The sequence below is a fragment of the Paenibacillus sp. S150 genome, from assembly GCF_019352175.1.
Taxonomy (GTDB): domain Bacteria; phylum Bacillota; class Bacilli; order Paenibacillales; family Paenibacillaceae; genus Paenibacillus_AQ.
In genome coordinates, this window is the sequence record NZ_JACBYI010000001.1 from 462,249 (window position 1) to 483,186 (window position 20,938).

Genomic DNA, 20,938 nt, shown 5'->3' on the forward strand with positions numbered 1-20,938 from the left:
CCAGACCGTCCAAGAGCATAACAACACGGTTCATCAAATTTCATTATAGGTTAAAGTGAAATAAGGTGTCAACCTTCGTGTTATTCTTTTTGAGGCCGGGCATTTCCGTATTTGCTTGCTGTCAGGCGTGGGATGCCGAATTTCCGACAAGGGCGCCAAGTTTCTTCCCGCCGATCAAGTGAAAATGGAGATGGGGCACCGCTTGTCCGCTGTCCGGTCCGCAATTGTTGATCAGACGATATCCGCTGTCCGCAATCCCGAGCTGAACAGCAATCTGCTGCGCCACCGCATGAATTTCGCCAATCAGCGGCAGATCCTCGGGCGCAACGTCGTTCATGGAAGCGATGAACTTCTTGGGAATGATCAGCACATGCACCGGAGCGGCAGGCTCAATATCGTAAAAAGCCAGAATCCGTTCATTTTCGAATACCTTGTTCGCCGGGATCGAACCTTCAATAATTTTGCTAAACACGGTTTCCATGGGGAAGCTTCCTCCTATAGTTTTGGTGAAAATGCAGCATTTCCATTCAGCTTGCGCTGCGCCGTGCTTGAGAATGGCCTTCTTCGCGGCATCATAATTTTATGTCTCTATTTTATGTCTCTTATCATACAGGATAATTGCAGATTGGGAAAGGCGCACGGAGATCTGTACGCTTTGGAACTCACGGTTGACGCGGGCGTTTGACCGAGAGAACCGGTGCGGCTCCATTTGCGCAAAAAAAAGAAACACCCTTATCAGCTCAGAAAGCTGATTAGGCGGCGGACGTATGAAAAGGAGAAATGCTCCCGGTCATACGTCCGCCGAGGTGTTTCAAATGATGTCGGCTTAGCTGTATTATAACAAGGGGATGAAGCTGTATCTGTGATAGTTGTCACACTAAATACGGGAGATCACATTTTTTCCAGAATAATCCGCGAGCCCCCGCCCCCCTGTTCTGCCGGAACGACAACCAGCTTGCGGGGCAGCCGCGCCCTCAGCTCGGGAACATGGCTGATAATGCCAACGGAGAGCTGGTCATTGTGCAGCCTTTCAAGCGAAGTGATGACCGTGTCGAGCAGATCCGGGTCCAGCGTCCCAAAGCCTTCATCCAGGAAAAAGAACTGCAGCGGATATTGCCCGCGCAGCTGAATCTGTGCCGACAGGGCAAGCGCCAGCGACAATGAGGTCAGGAAGGTCTCTCCTCCGGATAAGGTAGACACGGGACGTCTCACTCCGCCGTTCCCGTCATCGCGGATGACGAACCCGCCTCCGGAATCCACCTCAAGCGCATAGCGTTGTTTGCTCAGGAAGCGCAGCCGCTGTGAAGCGGCCTGGCATACCTGCATCAGCTGCTCCTCCGCGATATATTCCACAAAGGCGTTGCCGCGCAGCACTGTCTGCAGCTTGGACAGCTGGTCCTGGAGCGCCGCATGCCCTGCACGTTTGCCCTCAAGCTCCATCCAGCGGATGTGGCGTTGCTGCAGGTCCTCCAAATCACGTTCTGCCCGGGCCCGGACCTGCAAAGCGAGCTCATCCTCTTCCCGGCAGCTGCGGAGGGCCTCCTGGCTCTCCTGCCAATCCTCTGCGCTTAAGACGGCGCCGCCCAGCTTCTCTTCAATGCTCCGCAGCTGAAGCGCCGCTTCAGCCAACCCCTCACGGTGAAGCCGCACGCGGGAAGCTGCACCGGTCCGTTCTTCCGGTGTTAATGCCGCACCTTCCGCCTCTTGCGCCGATGCAAACGGCGAGGACTGCAATCCGTCCTCCCACTGGGAGGCAGCCGCCGCAAAATGCTCGCGGGCCGACTCCGCCGCCTGGCGGCTGATGGCCGCTTCCTTCACGGCATGCTGCGCTTGTTCACCCGCCGTACGGCAAGCCTGCCTGCTGCCCTCCAGCCCCGCCTGCAGCACCTGCAGGCGCTTCTCGCACTCTGCCAGCAAAGCGGCAGCGGGACGGCCGCCGGTCCATTGAAGCAGCCGCTGCTCCTTCTCGCGCTCCAGCGCCTCTTTGCCTTCCAGCTGTGCGTTCCACTGGGCCAGCTCTTTGTCCAGAGCCGCTATTTCCTCCTGCAGTGCCTGCACGGAGATGCCCTTCTCATCCAGGAACCTGACACTGATCTCCAGCCGTCCCCTGATTTCCTCCGCCTGCTCATCCTTCGCCAGCATTCCGCGGTATGCCTGCTCCGCATCATCCGGCGCAAGCTCCGGAAACAGCCGCGTCCATTCCTCCCGCAGTTCTCCCAGCTGCCGGGTCAAATCTGCAGCCCTGGCTGCAATGCCCTGCAGCCAGGCTGCTTCGGCTTCCGCCGCCGCCGCTTCCTTGTGGCAGAGCTGCTGCTGCTCCTGCAAGGAATGCTGCCATTCCGCCGCTGTGCGGCGCAGCTCGCCGGAACGCGCCTTAAGCGCGGAAATATCGTCCTCCAACCGGGACAGGGCCTGCTCATTAAGCACCGGGGTCCCTGAAGCAGAAGCCGCAGACAGGACTTGGGAGCCGGCACCTGGAGCAGTAGCCTCAGGCAGGCTTGGGGAGCCGGCAGCAAGGTTATCCGCTGTACCAGTCTGTTCCAGTGCCGCCGCAGCAGGTGCCTTCATAAGCTCGGCGGCGCCTGCCCCGTAGAGCTGCTCCAGCCACGCTGCATCCTGCTCCAGCAGGCTCCGGAACCGGTGGCGGGCCTCAAGCGCCCGTCTGCCCATGGTCCGCGACTGCTCGAGCTGACGCTCCAGCTCTTCCCGCTCTCCGCTGTCCTCTGCCAGCGCGGGCGCGGGGTGGTGCGGGCTGCCGCAGACCGGACACGGCTGCCCGTCCTGCAGTTCACCGGCGAGCGTTAGGGAGAGCCTGTGCAGCTCTTGTCCCTTGAGCGCCGCCGCAAGCGTGCTTCCATGAAGCTCCAGCTGCTCGGCGGCGGCTCCCGCTGCGGCCTCTCCGGCCCGCAGCTTCTCCAGGTGCAGCGCAGCGGCGGCGATTCCCGCGCCCCGCTGCGCTGCAAGCGACTGCCGCCGTTCCTCGGCGGCGGCAAGCCGCGCCTCAGCCGCCGCGAGCACCGCGGCGCGCTCGGCGCGTTCCCGTTCCGCCGTCTCCCGCTGGGAGGAGGCGGAACGCAGGCCCTGCAGACGCTGCATCGCTTCCTGCAGCGACTGCCGCTCCTGGGAGCGGACCGCAAGCGGCTGCAGGCTCTGCTGCAGCTCGTGCTGGCGCTTTTGGCCCTTGGCCAAAAGCTCACGCTCCCGGGCCATGGCCTCCCGCCGGGCGCCCAGCCCGCGGGAGGCCTCGTCGCGGCGCTCCAGCACCGCTGCGCGCTCGCGCCGCAGGCCGCCGAGCTCGGCTTCCAGCTCGAGCGCGCGGCGGTATGTGTCCGCCCCCTGCCGGAGGGCGGGCTCCTCCGCGGCCAGCGCGGCCTGTGCCGCCGCTTCGGCCGCAGCCAGCTCCGCCGCCTTCCGTTCGGCGGCGGCGGCCTGCACCTCCTGGCCCTCCGCCCGGGCCAGACGGTTCTTCCAGGCCTCTTCCGCGCTGCGCCAGGCCTTCAGCGCGGGCAGCAGCTTCTCGGCTTCGTCCGCCTTGCCGAGCTTTTGCTCCAGCAGGAGGATATCCGCCTCCTGCGCGAGCAAAGCCTGCCGCTGGCCTTCACGGCGGGCACGCTCGTCCTGCAGCTCGCGGATGCGGGCATAGCGCTCCGCGCGCTGCACCGCTTCATCCAATCTCATGCGGCAGTCCGCCGCATGGCGGACCGCTTCCTGCAGGCGTCCGGCAGCGGCCTCCACATCCGCCTTGCCCGCGCTGCCAAGTCCCTGCTGCTCGGCCTCCAGCGCCCGCAGCGCCGCCTCATTCTCCTTGACCCGGCGGCTGAGCTTCAGCGCCAGTCCGTCGCCATACTGCTCCAGATGAAACAGGCGCTGGAGCATTTGCCTGCGGTCCGCGCCGCGCAGCGACAGAAACTCGGCAAATTTCCCCTGGGGCAGCACAACGGCACGGGTGAAATCATCCATTTTCAGCCCGATATGCTCTTCCACGCACCGGGTAACATCCGCCAGCTTGTCGGCCATCACGTGATCGCCGTCTGCTGCAACCTCAATGAAACGGCTGATCGTATTGCTTACCGACTGGTCGCCGGTCCGCTTGAATTTCCGTTCCACCCGGTAACGGCGGGAACCGGCGGAGGAAGTAAGCTCAAAAGTAAAGGCTACGCCGAGCTGATCCTCGGAATGATTCATAATGCCCTGCGTGCCGTTCGCCGCACGTTCCACCTTGCCGTACATGGCCAGTGTGATCGCATCCAGCAAACTGGATTTCCCGCTGCCCGTCGGACCAAAAATACCGAACAGCCCCGTCTCGGTCAGACTCGCAAAATCAATCTCCTGCTGCTCCCGGTAGCTCTGCAGCCCGGCTACTTTTAATAGAATCGGCTTCAACTCAGTTCTCCTCTCCCTCCGCAGGCTCACGCCGCTCTTCTTCCGCCAGCTCCATGAACAGCTCAATCAGGCTGTCTTCAGGCACCGCCCCGCCGGTCTGCCGCTGATAGAATCTGCGGAACAGCTCCTGCACCGGCATTCGCGAGCGCGCCGTCTGCTCCAGCTCCTGCTCCATCTGCGGATAGACCGGGCGGATATGTATAATGCCCTCACGGGATTTGCGCAGCCGCTGAATATCATTCAGGGACATCGCTTCCGTGAGGCGCAGCTCCAGATCAATAAAGGCGTTGGCATCCCGGCCTTCATCCAGCCAGCTGTAGACCTCCTGCAAGCCGCCCGAGGATTTCCAGTTCACGAGAGGGCGCCCGCTGCGCAGGTGAATTTCCTCAAAGGAAGGCTCCCCTCCCGGCGCAGCCTCAATCATTGCCACGGACTTCGCCTGCCCGGCTTCCGAGAAGCTGTAGGCAAGCGGCGACCCGCTGTAACGGATCATGCCGTCGCCCTTGACCCGCTGCGCCCGGTGCAAATGTCCAAGCGCCGTATACTGCGCGCCGCAGGAGAGGGCCGAAGGGTCTACGGTATAGGCCCCTCCGACCTGAATCGGCCGCTCCGAATCGCTCTCCACTCCGCCCAGCACATAGATATGGCTCATCGCCAGATTGACCGTCTGCGGCGTGAATTCCCGGCCCAGCAGCTTCATCAGCCGGCCCACTCTGGCACTGTACGCAAGACGTAGCTCATCTTCCCCGCCGTCCCCGGCAAGAAGTTCGCCGAGCCGGGCTTCGGAGGGATAAGGGAGCGCTGCAATCTTGGCGATTTCTCCGGTACGTGCGGCATGAACCGTCACAGGCTCCGGGGTAGGCAGGCCCACCAGAGTGATGCCTTGTCTGCGGACAAGCGGGGATACGGAGGCTACACGCTCAGGCTGGTCATGATTGCCGGAGATGACCACAAGCGGCCGGCCGTTTGCCGTAAGCCTGGCAGCGGCATCATAGAACAGCTGCTCGGCTGCTGCCGGAGGATTCACTGAATCATAGACATCTCCCGCCATCAGTATAAGGTCCGCCCGGGAAGCATCGGCAATCTCCACCAGCTCATCCATGAACTGCTCCTGCTCCCTTTGCCGGCTTCTTCCTTCCAGCGTCCGGCCAAGATGCCAGTCGCCTGTATGCAATATGCGCATTTCCGCCCTCTTTCCCCGCACCTTGCGGCATTTTATATAGTTTGAACTGATATGCCGGAACCTCCGGCCTCCGCTGTCTGCAAGACTATTGCTGGTAGATTTATAGATTTACCGGTAAACCTGTTTATAGTTTCATAGCTTCACAGCATGCCCGCCTTCAAAAAAGTACAGCCAGGCCTCGCTGACCGGCTCCCCGAGAATATCCAACAGCGCTTTGCTGTACAGCTCCAGCTGGAAACGGTATTTCTCCTTCAGCGTCCCGACTCCGCCCTGATGCTCCAAAACGGCATCTGTCTTATAATCCAGCAGGATTAACCGCCCCTCCTCCCGGAACAGGCAATCGATCACACCTTGGATCAGAACAGCTTCCCCAAAGCCTCCGGTTCCGCCGGGACCTTCAAGTCCTGCGGCCGCTTCATCCAGATAGGCAAGACCACGGTAAGCGTCACTCGCCGGAACCATATAGCTGAAAGGCTGCTCTCTTTTTTTCCAGGGGGCCCCAATCAGCCTGCGGCCCAGCTCCCCCGTATAAAACCTCTCAATCTCACTGAGCCGGACAGCCTCTGCCTGCTCAGGGCTAAGGATGGCAAGCCGTGTAAGACGCGCCACAGCCGCTTCCAGGACAGACCGGTCTACCCTTCCTTCCAGCGGAACATGCTGCATGACCGTATGATAGGCCGTTCCCCGCTCTGAAGGCGACAAGCCCCGCTTCTCCATAAATTTGGGGCGCAGAAGATGCAGGCTGTCCGCTCCGGCCGGTACGCGCGCAAATCCGCCTCCTGCGGCTGCGGGCAGGGACTCCTCCAGCAAATCAAACGAAGGCTGCTCCTGCAGGGACAGCATCGCCTTTAGCTCGGTCACGGAGGTTTTGGCAGGGATGCCGGCTGCGGCGGCATGCGGATACTTCCATTTCAATCTTGCGGCAATTTCCTCTTCGTGCGGAGTACTCATGGAAGGTAAGCTGCGGCCGCTCCGCAGCGCTTCAAGCATGTCCTGCCGTTCCTCATTCCGGTCCGCCCCGCCAGCCAGAGCCGGGCCGGAGCTGAGCTCCGAAGCGTTCAGCGCTGAAATGCTCCAATTGGAGGCATCCCCGTGCAGCACCGCAGATACAGGGCCGTTACCGCCGCCTGCCAGCTTGCGCAGAACAGCGGCGGCGGGATGGCGGATCAGCGCCGGTCCGACCCAATCCAGATAGCTGCGGCCCCGGGCCAGCAAATGACCGGCCAGCAGCAGCTCCTCCCTGCCCTGCATACTGCTCCAGCCGGCAAGGGTACGCGGCAAGTCCCTTACTGTGCCGACGAGGATCATTTTGTCGCGCGGCCGGGTTAACCCGACATAGAGCACCCGCACTTCTTCCGCCAGCAGCTCCAGACGGGAGCGGCGGTTAATAGCCAGGTAAGGTAAAGTAGGATAGCTGACCCTCGTCTCCCGCTCCACAAAGCGCGGCCCGAATCCAAGCTCCTTATGCATCAGGAACGGGGAATGCAGATCCTGGCGGTTGAACGGCTTGGCCATTCCGGCCAGGAACACCACCGGAAATTCCAGTCCCTTGGACTTATGAATGGTCATTATTCTGACCCCTCCGCCCTCCTCGCCTGACCCTCCGGCAACTCCCAGATCCCCGCCATTTTCCCTCAGCCGGTTGATAAATAACAGGAAGCGGAACAATCCGCGCGCAGAGGTGTCATTTTCAAATTGTACAGCCCGGTCATACAGAGCGGTAAGGTTATTCTGGCGCTGAAAGCCGCCCGGCAGGCCGCCGGCCCATTCCAGATAGCCGCTTTCCCTGTAAATGCGCCAGATCAGCGTGCTGAGGCTTCCCTGCCGGGCGGCGGTTCTCCAGCCTTCAAGCAGCTTCAGAAATGCTTTCAGCTTCTTCTGGAGCTCCCCCGAAATCTCCGGCATGGCCGCGTCTGCCGCAGCGGCAGTCTCCGCTTCCGCAGCCATCTGCTCATCTCCTTCTGCGATAAGCGCAGCCGCAGGATGAACTGCCTCACGATCCGCCGCATTCCCCTCACCGGCAGCCGCCAGAACAGCATCAAAGAATGAACCGTTGCTGCAAAGACGTACCCATGCCAGCTCTTCTTCCCGCAGGTTCACCACAGGCGAACGAAGCACACCGGCCAGCGGAATGTCCTGGCGGGGATTATCCACAATCTGCAGCAGCGAAAGGGCAATTTGCACCTCGGTGGCCTGAAAGTAGCCTTTATTCTGGTCACCATACGCCGGAATGCCCTCCAGCCGCAGCTCCTCAATCATCAGCGGGGTCCAAATCCGCGCGGAGCGCAGCAGGATTACAATATCGCCGTAAACCACCGGCCGCATGATCTTCAGAGCTTTATCGTAGATAAGCAGGGGCTCGGCGCCCGTCATGCCGGTCATTTGCAAGATGCGCCGGACAATCGCCCGTGCCTCAAGCTGAGCCGTTTCGCTCTCTACGGCTTCACTCTCCTGCGGAGGAAGCTCTCCATCCCCCGGCAGCTCCTCCGGGCGTCCCGTTGCCGCAGAACCACGGTCAATAAGCAGCAGCTCGGGGGCAAAGGCAGTATCCGGACCTTTTTCCTCCGCTCCCGGAAAATTAGCCCCGTAGACCAGCTCCGCGCGCTCGTCGTAGCTTATTTCCGCGACGGTGCTGTCCATAATCTGCCGGAAGATCATATTGACGGCATTGACAACCTCCAGACGGCTGCGGAAATTTCGCGACAGATCAATAACAGACCCTCCGGCGGGCTTCGCAGGCTCAGCATCTTCACCTGTCCCGGCACCGGCACTGCTTGCGCTGTTGTCCGCACCCTGACCAAAGCTCCGGTATTTGTCCAGGAACAATCCCGGCTCCGCCAGACGGAACCGGTAGATGCTCTGCTTCATATCTCCCACCATAAAACGGTTGCCCGGCGATTCGCGGGAGATCAGCCGCACAATTTCCTCTTGTACGCTGTTCGTATCCTGATACTCATCCAGCAGCACCTCGTCGAACTGGTCGCGGTATTCCATCGCCGCATCCGAGGGCAGCGGATGTCCGGGTACAGAATCCTCGTGCCGCAGGATTTGCAGACAATAATGCTCCAGATCACTGAAATCGACCAGACCCCGGCCGGCTTTCTCGATCCGGAAGCGTTCTCCGAATTCAATCACCGTCCCGGCCAGCTCCCGCATCAGCGGAGCCGCCTCATGCAGCTCGCCCAGAAAGGCCTCGGCAGGACGCCCGAAGAGCGACTTTTGCAGCTCCAGCAGGCTTTTTTTCACATTGTCACGAAGCTCCTTAACCGTCTCCTGCAGTCCGGGATCGGTCGAATCCTTCCGGCAGGCCTTCAGCTTCCCAAACGATATTTCCATAAAAATATCATACAGCTCGGCCCAAGGACGGAATTCCAAAGCCTCCTGCAGCGACTGCACCATTTCCAGGTCTGCCGCCAGATTCTCGGCATAGGGAGCGGGGCCGCCGGGCTGAAGGGCAAGCTCCCGGCCCTGGCGGAGCTGGCTGGCGGCCCCGTCCAGCGTCAGCTTCGCTTCCGCCAGAATGCTCTGCACCCATGGCGTGCGGCTTAAGGCTTCCGTATCCGGCAGCGAGAAATCAGCCGCCGTATTCCGCAGCCACTCCGCCGGCCATGGATGGCTGCGGGCAAAATCATGCAGCCGCTGCACCAGCGCATGCACCGCATCATCGCTGCGCTCACCGCTGAACCAGTCAGCCAGCCTTACAAACACAGGGTCTTCTCCGTTTTCGGCAACCTCGCCATATTTCTCTTCCAGCAGCTCCTCCAGCAGCTCCTGCCGCATCATCTCCGCCTCGTGCTCATTCAGAATCCGGAAGCCCGGATCGATGGGAATGAGCTGGTAGTAACGCCGGATCACCTCCAGGCAAAAGGAATGCAGCGTCGTGATCGAGGCTTTGCCGAGCAAGGCAAGCTGACGGCGCAGATGCTCGTTGCCCCGGCCTCCTTCCTCGTTCGCTGAGCCTTCCTCTTCCTCCAGCTTCCGTTCCAGCGCCTCACGGATACGCTGGCGCATTTCTGCAGCCGCGGCCTTCGTAAAGGTGGCCACCAGCAGCCGGTCCACACTGAACCCCTTTTCCCCGCTGCTGATTTTACGGATAATCCGCTCCACCAGCACCGCTGTTTTGCCGGAGCCTGCCGCCGCCGCAACCAGGATATCGTCCCCGCTCTCGGCAATGGCGCGCCACTGGTCATCGCTCCACAGGCTTCCTTCCGGTTTGGGCTCCGTCTCGGCTCTGCGCATCATGGCTTCTCTCCTCCTTCGCGGGACAGCAGATCCCAAACAGCTTCCTTGCCCGGCTTGCCAAGATTGTTGTAGGCATTGCCTTCCACGGCCTCATCGAACTGGCATACCGGCCGGAAAGAGCAGAAGGCGCAGGCGGTTTCCTGCTGAATCCGGTAAGGCTGAATCTCCACATCTCCTTCGGTGATACGTGTTCCGATATCGGAGATCGTGCTGCGCACCGACGACAGCAAATGCCTCCACTGCTCGGGTGTAGCAACCGAAGCGCTGCTGTAGAAGCTCCCGTCGCTCTTGAGCGCCACCGGCACTATTGAGGAATGCCCCTTGTCCAGTGTGGCATCCATGAGCGAGACAACTTCACGGTCGGCTGTCAGCAGCCCCTTCAGCTTGAAGCGCTTCATCAGCTCCTGCTCCGCCTGCTCGCGGTTCATGCCGTTCGCCGAAGTCAGCAGCGGATCATGCACATGGAAATAAAGGGTCCCGGCCGGAAGCGCGGTCTTGCCGAGCCACTGCTCCGAATAGGTGAGCAGAACGTCCAGATAGGTCAGCATCTGCAGCGACAGCCCGTAATAGACCTCGTGCAGCTTGAGGTCCTTCTGGCTTGATTTGTAGTCGATAACCCGCAGCAGGATGCCCTGTTCGCCTTCGGCCATATCCACACGGTCGATGCGTCCCACCACCTCCATCACACAGCCGTTCGGCAGTGTAATTCTCAGCGGCGGCAGGTCCTTGCCCGGACCAAAATCCAGCTCCAGCCCCACCGGCTCAAAGCTGCCCCGTCTGGCATGCTCACCGAGGATCACGGAAGCGCGGCCGACGATGTTCTTGAGCTTGCGGGAGATATATCCGTAACGCTTGCTGCTCAGCAGAATTTCACCCTGCAGGAGCGGCGAGAGCCGGTCCACGGTCTCACCGGCCTCACGGCGGCATTCCTCCGCGGTCATGCTGCCCCAGCTGCGTCCCTCCTTCTGCAGCCGCAGCGCCATATCGCTGAGAGCGGCATGGAACAGCTGCCCGATATCCGGTGCCTGCAGCTTGTAGAGCTGCCGTTCTTTGAGCTTCAGGCCATAGGAAGCGAAATGCGAGAAAGCGCAGGCGGCGAATTTCTCCATGCGAGATACGCTGCCGCGCAGAGTCGTTCCGCCGTACAGGCGCAGACTGGTCTCCCGCTTCAGCCTGATTCCGGCATTGCGGTAGAACAGCGAGCCCAGCAGCCGCTCCAGCTTCGGCCCATGCTCCTTATCCGTGATCAGCCAGTTGTAGACATCCCACCAGACCGCGGGAATCTCCACTCCCTGGCGCCATTGCCGAAGCTGCATAATCAGCATGCGCAGCGTCTGCTCCGGCTGGCCGACAAAGCCCGTATGCAGCGCTTCTGCGGCTCCTGCTTCGTCTTCGCGAGCCGCAGCGGATGGAAATCCGGAAACAAACCGCTCCTTCAGTGCCCCCGGGAACATCCCCTGCAAATGGCGGATGATAATTTCGGACGGAAGCAGGGCTTTGCCCTCTTCATCTGCCGTGGCGTAGCTGACCCAGAGCTTGCGGCTGGCCGTGGTAAGCGTATTGTATATCAGAAAACGTTCATCCAGCAGCTTGCGGGAAGACCCCGGAGCAAGCTCCATTCCGGCATTTTCCAGCAGCAGGCGCTCCCCTTCCGAGAGGATGCCGTCTTCCTTGAACTGTGCGGGAACGACACCTTCATTGAATCCCAGCAAAAAGGCATATTTGACGCCCGAGACCCGGGTACGGTCCATATTTCCCACCAGCACCTGATCCAGCGCGGGCGGCACCAGTCCCAGCTTCAGCTCAGCCAGACCGGTCTCCAGCACCCCGGAGAACATCGCAAAATCCATTCTTTCATTGCCCATCATCTCCGCAATCTGATCCAGCAGGCCCAGCACTGCTCCCCATAGCTGCTCATGCTCGCGGGCAGCCTCAGGCTGCCCGCGCTTCAAAGCAAGGGCACTCATCCGCTCCAGCTTGCGGGCCGCATCCGTATCCTGCAGAAGAAAATATGCCGCTTGGCACAGCTCCAGACCGCTGCGGCTTTTTTTGACCCGCTTCTCAAAGGCCTGCAGCGGACCGGCAATTGCCTCCCGGCATGCTTCCATTCTCGCCAGCAGCGCTTCATCCACGACTCTGGTTCCCTCCAGCGAAAGGCTGGGAATTCCTTTCCAGGAGCGGCCATCCGTCCAACGGTAGCCCTGAATGCCGCAAGCCAGCACATAATTCTCCAGCGCATCCATATCCGCACGCGTTACTCTGCGGTCCAGCGGAAGCAGAAGCTCTGTCTTCACACAGCGGAACACATCCTCATACCGCCAGCGGCGGCGCACCACATCGAAGGCAGAACGGATAAATTCCACCAGCGGATGATGCAGCTCGGTCATTTTTTGGTCAAGGAAAAATGGAACTCCGTAGTCCTGGAACAGCGGGACCACAAGCTGCTCATAATCGGCAATATTGCGCATGAGCACAGCCATCTCCCCGAATTCCGCCCCTTCGTCACGGGCCAGGCGAAGCATCTCCCGCAGGCTTCCCTCCACCTCGGCTCTGCGCGAAGCTGCCGCAATAAGCGTAATGGCATCGGCCGCTTCCGGGGCCGAACCGCTCCAGCGGGTCCGGCGGCCAAAGCCCCGCTCCAAATGGGCAAGGGCCGGACTTGCGGCAAAACGCGGCAGCACCGGCGGAGCCAGCAGCTCGTCCCATACCGTCAGGCCCATCTCCTCAGCCATTCCGCGCAGTTTGATGCAGGTTACAGCCGCAGGATGAAACAGTTCCAGCTCATGCGGCTGCATTCCAGCAGCGTAAATCCGGTCCAGGGTCAGCGCTATCGTCACGCTGGAGGCATGCTGCATCAGCTCACGCAGCACTGCATATTCCTGTGCGGTGAAGCCGTGAAAGCCGTCCACCCAGATCTCCGAGCCGCGAATATACGAGGATTCCTGAATATGCTCAGCCAGCTCGGCCAGCCGGTCCTCCTCATCCATGTACAGCCGGGACATTTCCTGTTCCAGCTCGCTGAACACTATATGTAAATCATCGAGCTTGCCGGCAAGAATCGGGCTTCTTCCAATGGAATCACGCATGGAGGCCAGCTGTTCCTCCAGATCGGCTGCACCCAGGCAGCAGCGCTTCAGCTCCGTATGCAGCTGGCTCAGCCGTTCCACAAAGCCCGGTCTGTCGCTTGATGCGCCGAACAGCTTCAGCTCTTCCCTGCGGCGGCTGATAATCTTGTAGATCAGCATCTTCTTGCCTTCCTCGCTGATCGGCAGACTCGCGCTGCCCCCGGTCTCCTGCTTCACCCGGTAAGCCAGCCGCGAGAAGCTCAGTGTCTGGGCGCGGATGCTGCCCTTCGTCCGCCCTGCCTTCAGCAGCCCTTGCTCTGCGCCAAAGGAGCCCTGCTCCGGAACAAGCACAATAATCGGCGCACCCAGCGGCTCCGATTCCAGCCGGGAGGACACCGTCTTCCATATTTTGGTTGTTTTTCCGCTGCCCGAGCGGCCAATCAAAAAGTGTACCGTCATTACAGTAAACTCCTTCCGTGGAGGAGAGAATAGAATAACAAAATTCCGTATATATTTGGGTAGAAACTATAAATTCATAGGCTAATTGCATTTCCTGCAGTGTTAGAGCCTATCCCAAAACAAGTTACCGGGAATGAATGGATCGTACGCTTCTCCAAACGATCTGAGCGCAGGCGAAATGAAGTAAGGCTTCATAGTTCTGTTCCCTCTTTCAAGCGAACAACAGCCCGCATCCCTTTTTTAAAGGGTCCGTCTATAGGCACCCGTGCAGTGGACTTTTTGGGCTTATCCCCTTGTGCAGGTGCGGAGTGGGCAAGCTGAGCGTCCGGCAGCTCCCTTCCCAACGCTGACTTCCACACTCCTTCGCTTACTCTTTTCCCGCTCGCTGTGTGAGATTATTCGCAAGATTACTGCAGCGCGCCCCGAAATAACGGCAGAATTGCCGTTGTTGAGGCGGAGCTGGCCCGTGCTCCCCGGAATAACGGCAGAATTGCCGTTGTTGAGGCGAAGCTGGCCCGTGCTCCCCGAAATAACGGCAGAATTGCCGTTGTTGGGGCGGAGCTGGCCCGTGCTCCCCGAAATAACGGCAGAATTGCCGTTGTTGAGGCGGGGTTGGCCCGTGCTCCCCGAAATAACGGCAGAATTGCCGTTGTTGAGACGAAGCTGGCCCGTGTACTTCGAAATAACGGCAGAATTGCCGTTGTTGAGACGAAGCTGGCCCGTGTGCTTCGAAATAACGGCAGAATTGCCGTTGTTGAGACGAAGCTGGCCCGTGCTCCCCGAAATAACGGCAGAATTGCCGTTGTTGAGACGAAGCTGGCCCGTGCTCCCCGAAATAACGGCAGAATTGCCGTTGTTGAGGCGAAGCTGGCCAACTCTCATCACCTCTTACTTTTTTCTTACCCATAGTTCTTACTTATTTATTTTGAGACAGGCTCTTAGAGCCTAGGCCCGAGTCTCGCTGGCAGACAAGCTTCTATTGAAACAAAGCATCCGTTATCTAACCCGCGAGATTCCCAGTTAAAGCTTTATTCTAGAAACTACTGATTACTGTAGTAATAGTTTCCGGGCCAATAACAAAATTTTCTGATGAATCCGTCCTAATATTATAGCATACCGGCCTGGCAGGAACATACGTTTGCCATCCTTTTTATATCTTAGCCTATTTCCAGGGCATAACGCAATCAGGTGCGTACTGCCCAATGCCTTCTTCCCCGGCTTGACCGGCCTTGCAAGCAAGAAGGGGCGGTCCAGAAAGTTAGTAAAAACTGACTTCTGGACCGCCCCGTTTTGTTGTCCGTTAAAAATCCATGCAAAAAAACCGTCTTTTCCTGTAAAAGAAAGTTACCACACCAACACTTTACAAAAGAACGGGTTTTTTGCGCAATCGAACGACTACTACGGAACAGTATACCATGCAAACGACACTTTTCCCGGTTGCCATCCGTAATTGGAGTCCCCTTAACAAAATCACCTTGCTCGCTTAATCTGCTGCATGTCTCTTTCATCTCCTTATTTCTATCCACGCACTCCACACGAAGTGCGACTGAAGAGTTTGCGGCCAAGATCGGCACCAGTCAACATTTCAATCCACGCACTCCACGCGAAGTGCGACAGAGAATTGATCATAGGCATAGCGCAACACCTGATATTTCAATCCACGCACTCCACGCGAAGTGCGACAGCGGATAAAAGCATATCATTTCCAAAAGCAGCATTTCTGTCTGCTTTCTCCGCTTGTTCACCTGCAAAAAGTATAAAATAAACCTTGACTTTTGACTATCTATTATTTTTCGACACCGTTTCCGACCAAATTCCGAGGTGCGGATTTCCCAGGGTTTATATGGGAGCTTAGAGTTCGCACCGTTGGATTTCTGTTTTTGCCATCTCTGGGGCAGTTGATTTATCTCGTTCTTTTTTGTTCAAAGCCCCTTACCTGCAAAACCCGGCTTGCCCGCCCGGCGGAGGCTGATCGGGGGAAGGTCATTCAAGGATGAACGCGGGGCCGCAATATTATCCTCGTTACCAGGCAGCCTGCCCCAACACGCCAGAACGAATCCCAACACCGCACGCAATGAGTGTCTAACTTTTGTCCGCGGATGCACCATTCTTTTCCCCTCGCTTTAGCTTACTAATAATATTATAATGACCTGCCCCCGCCACCCGCTTCGCTACCGCAAATCCTCCCTCAACTTGCGGCGAACCGCAATTGCCGCAAACAGAAGCGCAAAGACCGCCGCTACCGGCACGGCATGCAGGATATCGCCGCCATTGCCCATGTCCTGCGGCGTGACGATGGTATTGACCAGCAAGTACGGGGAAATGCGCGGGGAACCTATCGCCGTTTCCAACGCCGACAGCGCCATGCCGACGATGTTGAACGACAGCACGATGCCCGCGATCACGCCGGTCAGCATATTCCGGACGATGACAATAAGGCAAAGAACCAGAACCGAAAACGCCCAATGCAGCAAAAACTGAACCGCCAGCACTTTGGTGAACAGTCCGACACCGCCAAAGCTGCTATTCCCGAAGAACCAGAAGCGTCCGACGACATCGGACAGCACCACGGCGATCAGCAGCAGAAGCGTAAACAACGCCTGCACAGCGATTTTGGACAGCACGGAATAGATGCGCGCGCGCCGCATGGAGATATAATTTTTGTAAAATCCCGCATTGTACTCGCTCATATAAAAAGCAACAACGAATACGGTCAGATAGATCAGCACCCACGACGGCGCGATAGACAGCGTATGCTGCATAAACTCCCCCTCGGACAGGGCCGGGACCGAAACGCCGTTCACCTCGGCAGGCGGATATTGACTCTGCATAAAGATTCCAAACACTTGAAACAGGCAGTACACGAGCAGCAGAACGATCATCGGCTTATTGCGCCCGAAGCGGCGCAGATCCAACAGATTAAGCATGTCCGCCGCCCCCTTTGCCCGTTCGTTCCAAAAAATATTGCTCCAGGCTCTGCTTGTGCTTGACCAGCGAATTCACCGGTACGCCTCCGGCGACAAGCGCCGCGATAATCTCCCGGTTCTCCGCGTGGGTATCGTAAATATGCACCGTGCGGTGACCGACCACTTTGTAGCCGCCGATATGCAGTTCCCGTTCCAGAATCGGGACGGCCTACTCGCCTCGTCCACCTCAAGCTCGATCCGCTCGCCGCATTTGCGCAGCAGCTCTTCCCGGGAGACCCCCTCGGCAATTTCGCCCCGGTCGATAATCGCATACCGGGTCGCCACCTTGGACAATTCCTCAAGAATGTGGCTGGAAACAATGATGGTCAGGCCCGTTTGGTTCAACTCCAGAATCAGGCGGCGAATGTCCGCGATTCCCTGCGGGTCCAATCCGTTGATCGGCTCATCCAGGAATGAGCACATCCGGACTGCCGAACAAAGCCATGGCGATGCCCAGACGCTGTTTCATCCCCATGGAATAATGTTTGACCTTGGTGTCCGGTTCATCCTGAAGCCCGACCCGATGCAGCAGCCGTACAATATGTTCCTCTCCGTTCCTTAGACCATAAGCCAGCGCCAGCAGCCGCAGGTTCTCGCGGGCGGAATACGCGGGATAGATGCCCGCCTGCTCAATCAGCAGTCCCATGCGGTCGAACAATCCCTGATGGTCGGCCGGAGATTGGCCGAAGAGGCGGATTTCCCCTTCCGTCGGATGAATCAGGCCGCCGATCAGCTTGAGCAGCGTCGATTTTCCCGCTCCGTTGTGGCCGATCAGCCCGAAAATGCCGCCTTTGGCAATGTTCAGGTTGATATTGCGCAGCGCCGTTTTCGTTCTATAGCGCTTGCTCAGCTGCTTGATTTCAATAATGTCATTTGTCATCTGTCGTCCCCCCTTCCCATACAGATTAAAGGAGCAAGGCCAAGAAAGCGTCAAGAAAGGGTAAAGAAAGTGCAAAGAAGCAGAAACGCCGTCCTTTTCATAACGGACGCCGTTTCTGCGGGACGATAAGAATGTATAAGCCTGTCCGCCTAGACATTCATGAGGTGTACAAACCGCTGCACCGCAGAGCTTCAGGTATTTTAAGAGCCTCAAGTTTCAGGCGGTTCAAGCGGAGCTTTAGGCGGCTTCACGGACTGAGCCGGAAGCCAATGCCCCACACCGTGTCGATATAGTCGTCGTCCGTATGGCTGCGCAGCTTGGCGCGGAGGTTGCTGATGTGAACGGCAACCGTTTTGTCCTCGCCCATATAGATTTCATCCCAGGCCAACTCGTACAAATCCTGCTTGCTGAAGGCGCGGGTCGGATGCTTCACGAGCAGTTCCAGAATTTTAAACTCCCGCCTGGTCAAATGCAGCGGCGCGCCATCGACGGAAGCGGTGAACGTCTCCGGATCCAGCAGCAGTTGTTTATGCCGGTAAGCGGCGGTTGGAAGGGATGGAACAGTTCGTTTGATGTGAACCTGGATGCGGGCGATCAGTTCCTCAAGCGCAAACGGCTTGGTAACATAATCATCAGCCCCCAGCGCGAACAGATCCAGCTTATGATCCAGTTGATCCTTGGCCGACAGGACGATCACCGGCACATCGGACCGCGGACCGCCTTCAATTCCCGGATCAGCCGTTCGCCGGAGATTCCGGGCAGCATCAGGTCCAGAATGACCAGATCGAAGACCTCACGCTCCGCGTGCAGCTTCCCTTCGCTGCCGGAAAACGCCTGGGTGCAGCGGAAATTTGCCGCACTCAGCCCTTCGTAAATGATATTGCTGATATGCCCGTCGTCCTCGACAATCAAAATATGGGGTTCCATCGCCTTTACCGCTCCTTTGTCTGCAGACTGGCACTCATGGCAACCGGCTGTTATCCTCCTCCACCTGCCGCCCGCCGGCTTTCCTGAAGCCCACCCGGATGCTGAACTGTCCATCCACCAGCACCGCCTCCGCCCGGCCCTCCATTTTCTCCATCAAAGACCTCACGATCGACAACCCCAGTCCGGACGAACGAAGCGAACGCGAGGAATCCTCCTTGTAAAAACGGTCGAAAATCTGTTCCAGTTGCGGCGCGGCGCCCGGCTTCAGCGGATTGGCGAACGAGATGAACGCCAGCTCTCCGCAATCTTCATAACGCACCTCCAGCGTCCCGTCGCCGTGCAGCAAAAGTTGCGGATGATGTTGCCGAAGATGCGCTCCAGCGCATGGCTGCTGCCGATGATCATAACCGCCGTCCCGGACAGCGCAAGCCGCGGCTCGCGTCCGCTCCGGGCAGACTCGCCGTGAAAGGACAGCAGGCTTCGCTGCAGCACCCCCGTCACCTCAATCGTCTCCAGTTCAAAGCGGTACTCCGGATTTTGCAGCTGCGTATACAGAAACAGCTCGTCCACCAGCGTTGCAAGCTGCCGGACTCTCGATTGGGCCAGCGCGACATAACGCGCCTTGTCCGCCTGCCCGGGAGAACGCTCCGCGAGCTGCAAATATCCGTCCATCGAGGTGAGCGGCGTGCGGATGTCATGGGACAGGCTGACGATTGTTGTATTGATCTCTTCGTTGCGCCGTTCGAAGCGCAGAACCAATTCCCGCTGCTTGTTGAGAATTTCGTTGCAGATCCCGATCAAATCACTGATTTCCTTCGGCTTGATCTGCGTCTCCACAAATTTGAACGAATCAAACGCGGATATAAACGCCAGTTGTTCGACGATGTCTTTGATTTGTCTTCTATAATACAGCAGATAGACGGTCTGCGCCGTCAACAGCGCCGCCAGCGCAATGATGGCAATAACCATGCGGCCACTCTCCTTCCACTGCCCATTATATACCTTCCCCCATCATGCGGCAGGAGATAAAACGAGAAGCACCGGGGTTAAGGCCGTATTGTCCGTATTTCAAATGAGTTGAATCCGAAGGTGCTACCTGGGCCAGCGGTACGGCTGCACATGCCGCAGCATGGCTTGAAACAGTATAGCCCACTGCTGTACGGACAATTCAGCGGCGGATTGGCCGCGGCTTGCCTGCGCTTCCCGCAATACCTTGGCCATTTGGGTGGCCGTAAAAATGCCGCCTAACGGTTCACGCAGAGGACTTCTCGAATTTCGCAGCAAAAATGCGGCAAAAGCGCAAAACCGATAATATTTTTCATGAGGCAGCAACAGTTTTTCCCTGCGCACAATGGTTACGATTGCCCCGTCCACGCGCGGCGGCGGAGCGAAATGCGTCCGGGGCACAGTTCCTCTGAAATCCAGGCGATGGTTCATTCTCCAGGCAAGCAGCCGGGGATCGGCGGTCGCGGAAGCCGTAAAACGGATGGCGGCCCCTTTCTCCATAAGGAACGTCCCGCGCTGAAACTTACTCCCTTCCGCTCCCAGCAATTTTTCCAAAATCGGGGTCGTTATCGAAAATGGAATATTGGCTACCACACAGAATGGGCGATCCGGCAGCTTCATCATGCGGAAATCGCCGCGGACGATATTCACCCCCGGATAGTCCTTTGCCTTTTCCCGCAATGGCTCAATAAATTGTTTATCCTGCTCTACGGCTATCACATTTCCGGCTTGAGCGGCAAGTGAAAACGTAAGCGCCCCTTTGCCGGCGCCAATCTCCAGCACCGTATCGCCGGGCTGCAAGCATGAAATACGGATAATCTCCCGGATCGTTTGGCGGTTGTGTAAAAAATGCTGTCCGGAGAAATTCGGTTCGACGGTGCATTTTCTGATTTTTCGATGACGTTTATTTTGATAGCGCATATTCAAATCCTCCCGTACCGTTGTTTTTTGAAAAGCACGCAAAAAAACCGCAGGCGTCTGCCTGCGGCGAAAAAACGGTATGGGGTGGCCAATCAGTCAAAACATCCCGAACAAGCCTTCCAGCGAATCGCTGAAGGGTTGGCGAAACAGCAGCACCGCCGCCAAGAATGGATTTGCGCCCAAAACCGGGTATTGACGAAAGCCGTTTCCGTTCGGTTACTGCTGTTAACGGGTATGCACAAAAAAGAGGAGACGCATCGTCCCCTCCTCCCGGCATGTTATTTAAACAACGGGTTGTTCCTCATATGGGCAGACCGATTCCGTTAGCTCCGCAAGCAGGCAGAGCCTTTGTTCACTATTTAATTAGTGACGCAAAGCACAAAACGAAATCTGGCCATATTTATAACACCCATATGAGAGCAACCCTCCGTTCCTATAGTTGGCTGCAGTATAACATAAAAACGGATAGGCCGCAAAACGCATTCCGCAAACAACAAGCTTTTCCCTGAAGTCACTGCGATGTGCATACTGCCCAGCCTCTCCTTTTCGCCTCCGGTTACCGATATACTTACTTCACTAAGATCAGGCGTATCCCGGCCATCGCCGGATAACAGGCAAGGAGGAACAAAGATGAGCGACAACCGAATTGATGTTCCGTCCGGGAGGTTTCGCTTAAATCTATTTAATGGCATGTACCACTGTATTAATGTAGTGACGGGGGGCGGAAGGTGATCCGCAGGCGGTGCTGATCCGGGCCGTCCAGCCGCTTACGCCCCAGGATGAGCACGGATGCCCCTTACGGGGAATACGCCTACATTAAGATGTACTTGAACCATTCATCAAAAGGGCAGCCATTTTAGTGGTAAAAAGGATAACTAATCCACCGCATTCGTAGACTGGATCATCC

13 protein-coding genes and 1 pseudogene are annotated in these 20,938 nt (G+C 58.1%); 1 reads left to right on the plus strand and 13 read right to left on the minus strand.

Annotated elements, in window-relative coordinates:
• Positions 1-121: 121 nt before the first annotated feature.
• The 5 genes from HYD27_RS01915 to addB all read right to left on the minus strand — a co-directional run bounded on the left by HYD27_RS01915 (position 122) and on the right by addB (position 13,332).
• Positions 122-481 (minus strand): histidine triad nucleotide-binding protein, encoded by a 360-nt coding sequence (locus HYD27_RS01915; RefSeq protein WP_219210773.1) that lies wholly within the window; start codon positions 479-481, stop codon positions 122-124.
• A gap of 410 nt (positions 482-891) precedes the next feature.
• Positions 892-4,383: an AAA family ATPase gene (locus HYD27_RS01920; protein ID WP_219210775.1), complete on the minus strand. Its 3,492-nt coding sequence runs from the start codon at positions 4,381-4,383 to the stop codon at positions 892-894.
• A 1-nt stretch (position 4,384) separates the two neighbouring features.
• Positions 4,385-5,566 carry an exonuclease SbcCD subunit D gene (locus HYD27_RS01925; RefSeq protein WP_219210777.1) on the minus strand — a complete coding sequence of 394 codons (1,182 nt, stop codon included), beginning with the start codon at positions 5,564-5,566 and terminating at the stop codon, positions 4,385-4,387.
• A 132-nt stretch (positions 5,567-5,698) separates the two neighbouring features.
• On the minus strand, positions 5,699-9,808 hold the full coding sequence (gene addA / locus HYD27_RS01930) for a helicase-exonuclease AddAB subunit AddA (RefSeq protein WP_219210779.1): 4,110 nt from the start codon (positions 9,806-9,808) through the stop codon (positions 5,699-5,701).
• A complete protein-coding gene (gene addB / locus HYD27_RS01935; protein WP_219210781.1) occupies positions 9,805-13,332 on the minus strand; it encodes a helicase-exonuclease AddAB subunit AddB in 3,528 nt (1,175 codons plus the stop codon). Before addB ends, addA begins: the two co-directional genes overlap by 4 nt.
• Before the next feature lie 612 nt (positions 13,333-13,944).
• Between addB and HYD27_RS01940 the strand changes: the two genes are divergently transcribed.
• Positions 13,945-14,241, plus strand: a complete 297-nt coding sequence (locus HYD27_RS01940; protein WP_228744874.1) for a hypothetical protein — start codon at positions 13,945-13,947, stop codon at positions 14,239-14,241.
• Between the two features lie 1,262 nt (positions 14,242-15,503).
• On the opposite strand, the gene HYD27_RS01945 is transcribed toward HYD27_RS01940, so the two are convergent.
• From HYD27_RS01945 to erm, 8 genes and pseudogenes are all read right to left on the minus strand, one after another.
• Positions 15,504-16,259 (minus strand): hypothetical protein, encoded by a 756-nt coding sequence (locus HYD27_RS01945; protein WP_219210783.1) that lies wholly within the window; start codon positions 16,257-16,259, stop codon positions 15,504-15,506.
• A 72-nt stretch (positions 16,260-16,331) separates the two neighbouring features.
• Positions 16,332-16,721: an ATP-binding cassette domain-containing protein gene (locus HYD27_RS01950; protein ID WP_219210784.1), complete on the minus strand. Its 390-nt coding sequence runs from the start codon at positions 16,719-16,721 to the stop codon at positions 16,332-16,334.
• On the minus strand, positions 16,702-17,178 hold the full coding sequence (locus HYD27_RS01955; protein WP_219210785.1) for an ABC transporter ATP-binding protein: 477 nt from the start codon (positions 17,176-17,178) through the stop codon (positions 16,702-16,704). The genes HYD27_RS01950 and HYD27_RS01955 overlap by 20 nt, the downstream gene beginning before the upstream one ends.
• Positions 17,179-17,425: 247 nt before the next feature.
• Positions 17,426-17,611 carry a winged helix-turn-helix domain-containing protein gene (locus tag HYD27_RS32855; protein WP_375373886.1) on the minus strand — a complete coding sequence of 62 codons (186 nt, stop codon included), beginning with the start codon at positions 17,609-17,611 and terminating at the stop codon, positions 17,426-17,428.
• A 207-nt stretch (positions 17,612-17,818) separates the two neighbouring features.
• Positions 17,819-18,219, minus strand: a pseudogene (locus tag HYD27_RS32860) (response regulator); the annotation flags it as partial.
• Complete coding sequence (locus tag HYD27_RS32530) at positions 18,140-18,424, minus strand: ATP-binding protein (RefSeq protein ID WP_219210793.1); 285 nt, start codon at positions 18,422-18,424, stop codon at positions 18,140-18,142. The pseudogene HYD27_RS32860 and the gene HYD27_RS32530, both read right to left, overlap by 80 nt.
• Complete coding sequence (locus tag HYD27_RS01975) at positions 18,370-19,074, minus strand: sensor histidine kinase (RefSeq protein ID WP_219210795.1); 705 nt, start codon at positions 19,072-19,074, stop codon at positions 18,370-18,372. The genes HYD27_RS32530 and HYD27_RS01975 overlap by 55 nt, the downstream gene beginning before the upstream one ends.
• A gap of 123 nt (positions 19,075-19,197) precedes the next feature.
• Positions 19,198-20,031 carry a 23S ribosomal RNA methyltransferase Erm gene (gene erm / locus HYD27_RS01980; RefSeq protein WP_219210797.1) on the minus strand — a complete coding sequence of 278 codons (834 nt, stop codon included), beginning with the start codon at positions 20,029-20,031 and terminating at the stop codon, positions 19,198-19,200.
• Positions 20,032-20,938 lie beyond the last annotated feature (907 nt).

Bases quoted from the DNA above. Each gene is read 5' to 3' on its own strand.
- addB (WP_219210781.1), bottom strand. From the start codon at position 13,332: ATGACGGTACACTTTTTGATTGGCCGCTCGGGCAGCGGAAAAACAACC.
- HYD27_RS01955 (WP_219210785.1), bottom strand. From the start codon at position 17,178: ATGACAAATGACATTATTGAAATCAAGCAGCTGAGCAAGCGCTATAGA.
- erm (WP_219210797.1), bottom strand. From the start codon at position 20,031: ATGCGCTATCAAAATAAACGTCATCGAAAAATCAGAAAATGCACCGTC.
- HYD27_RS01915 (WP_219210773.1), bottom strand. From the start codon at position 481: ATGGAAACCGTGTTTAGCAAAATTATTGAAGGTTCGATCCCGGCGAAC.
- HYD27_RS01925 (WP_219210777.1), bottom strand. From the start codon at position 5,566: ATGCGCATATTGCATACAGGCGACTGGCATCTTGGCCGGACGCTGGAA.
- HYD27_RS01945 (WP_219210783.1), bottom strand. From the start codon at position 16,259: ATGCTTAATCTGTTGGATCTGCGCCGCTTCGGGCGCAATAAGCCGATG.
- HYD27_RS01950 (WP_219210784.1), bottom strand. From the start codon at position 16,721: ATGTGCTCATTCCTGGATGAGCCGATCAACGGATTGGACCCGCAGGGA.
- HYD27_RS01975 (WP_219210795.1), bottom strand. From the start codon at position 19,074: ATGGTTATTGCCATCATTGCGCTGGCGGCGCTGTTGACGGCGCAGACC.
- addA (WP_219210779.1), bottom strand. From the start codon at position 9,808: ATGATGCGCAGAGCCGAGACGGAGCCCAAACCGGAAGGAAGCCTGTGG.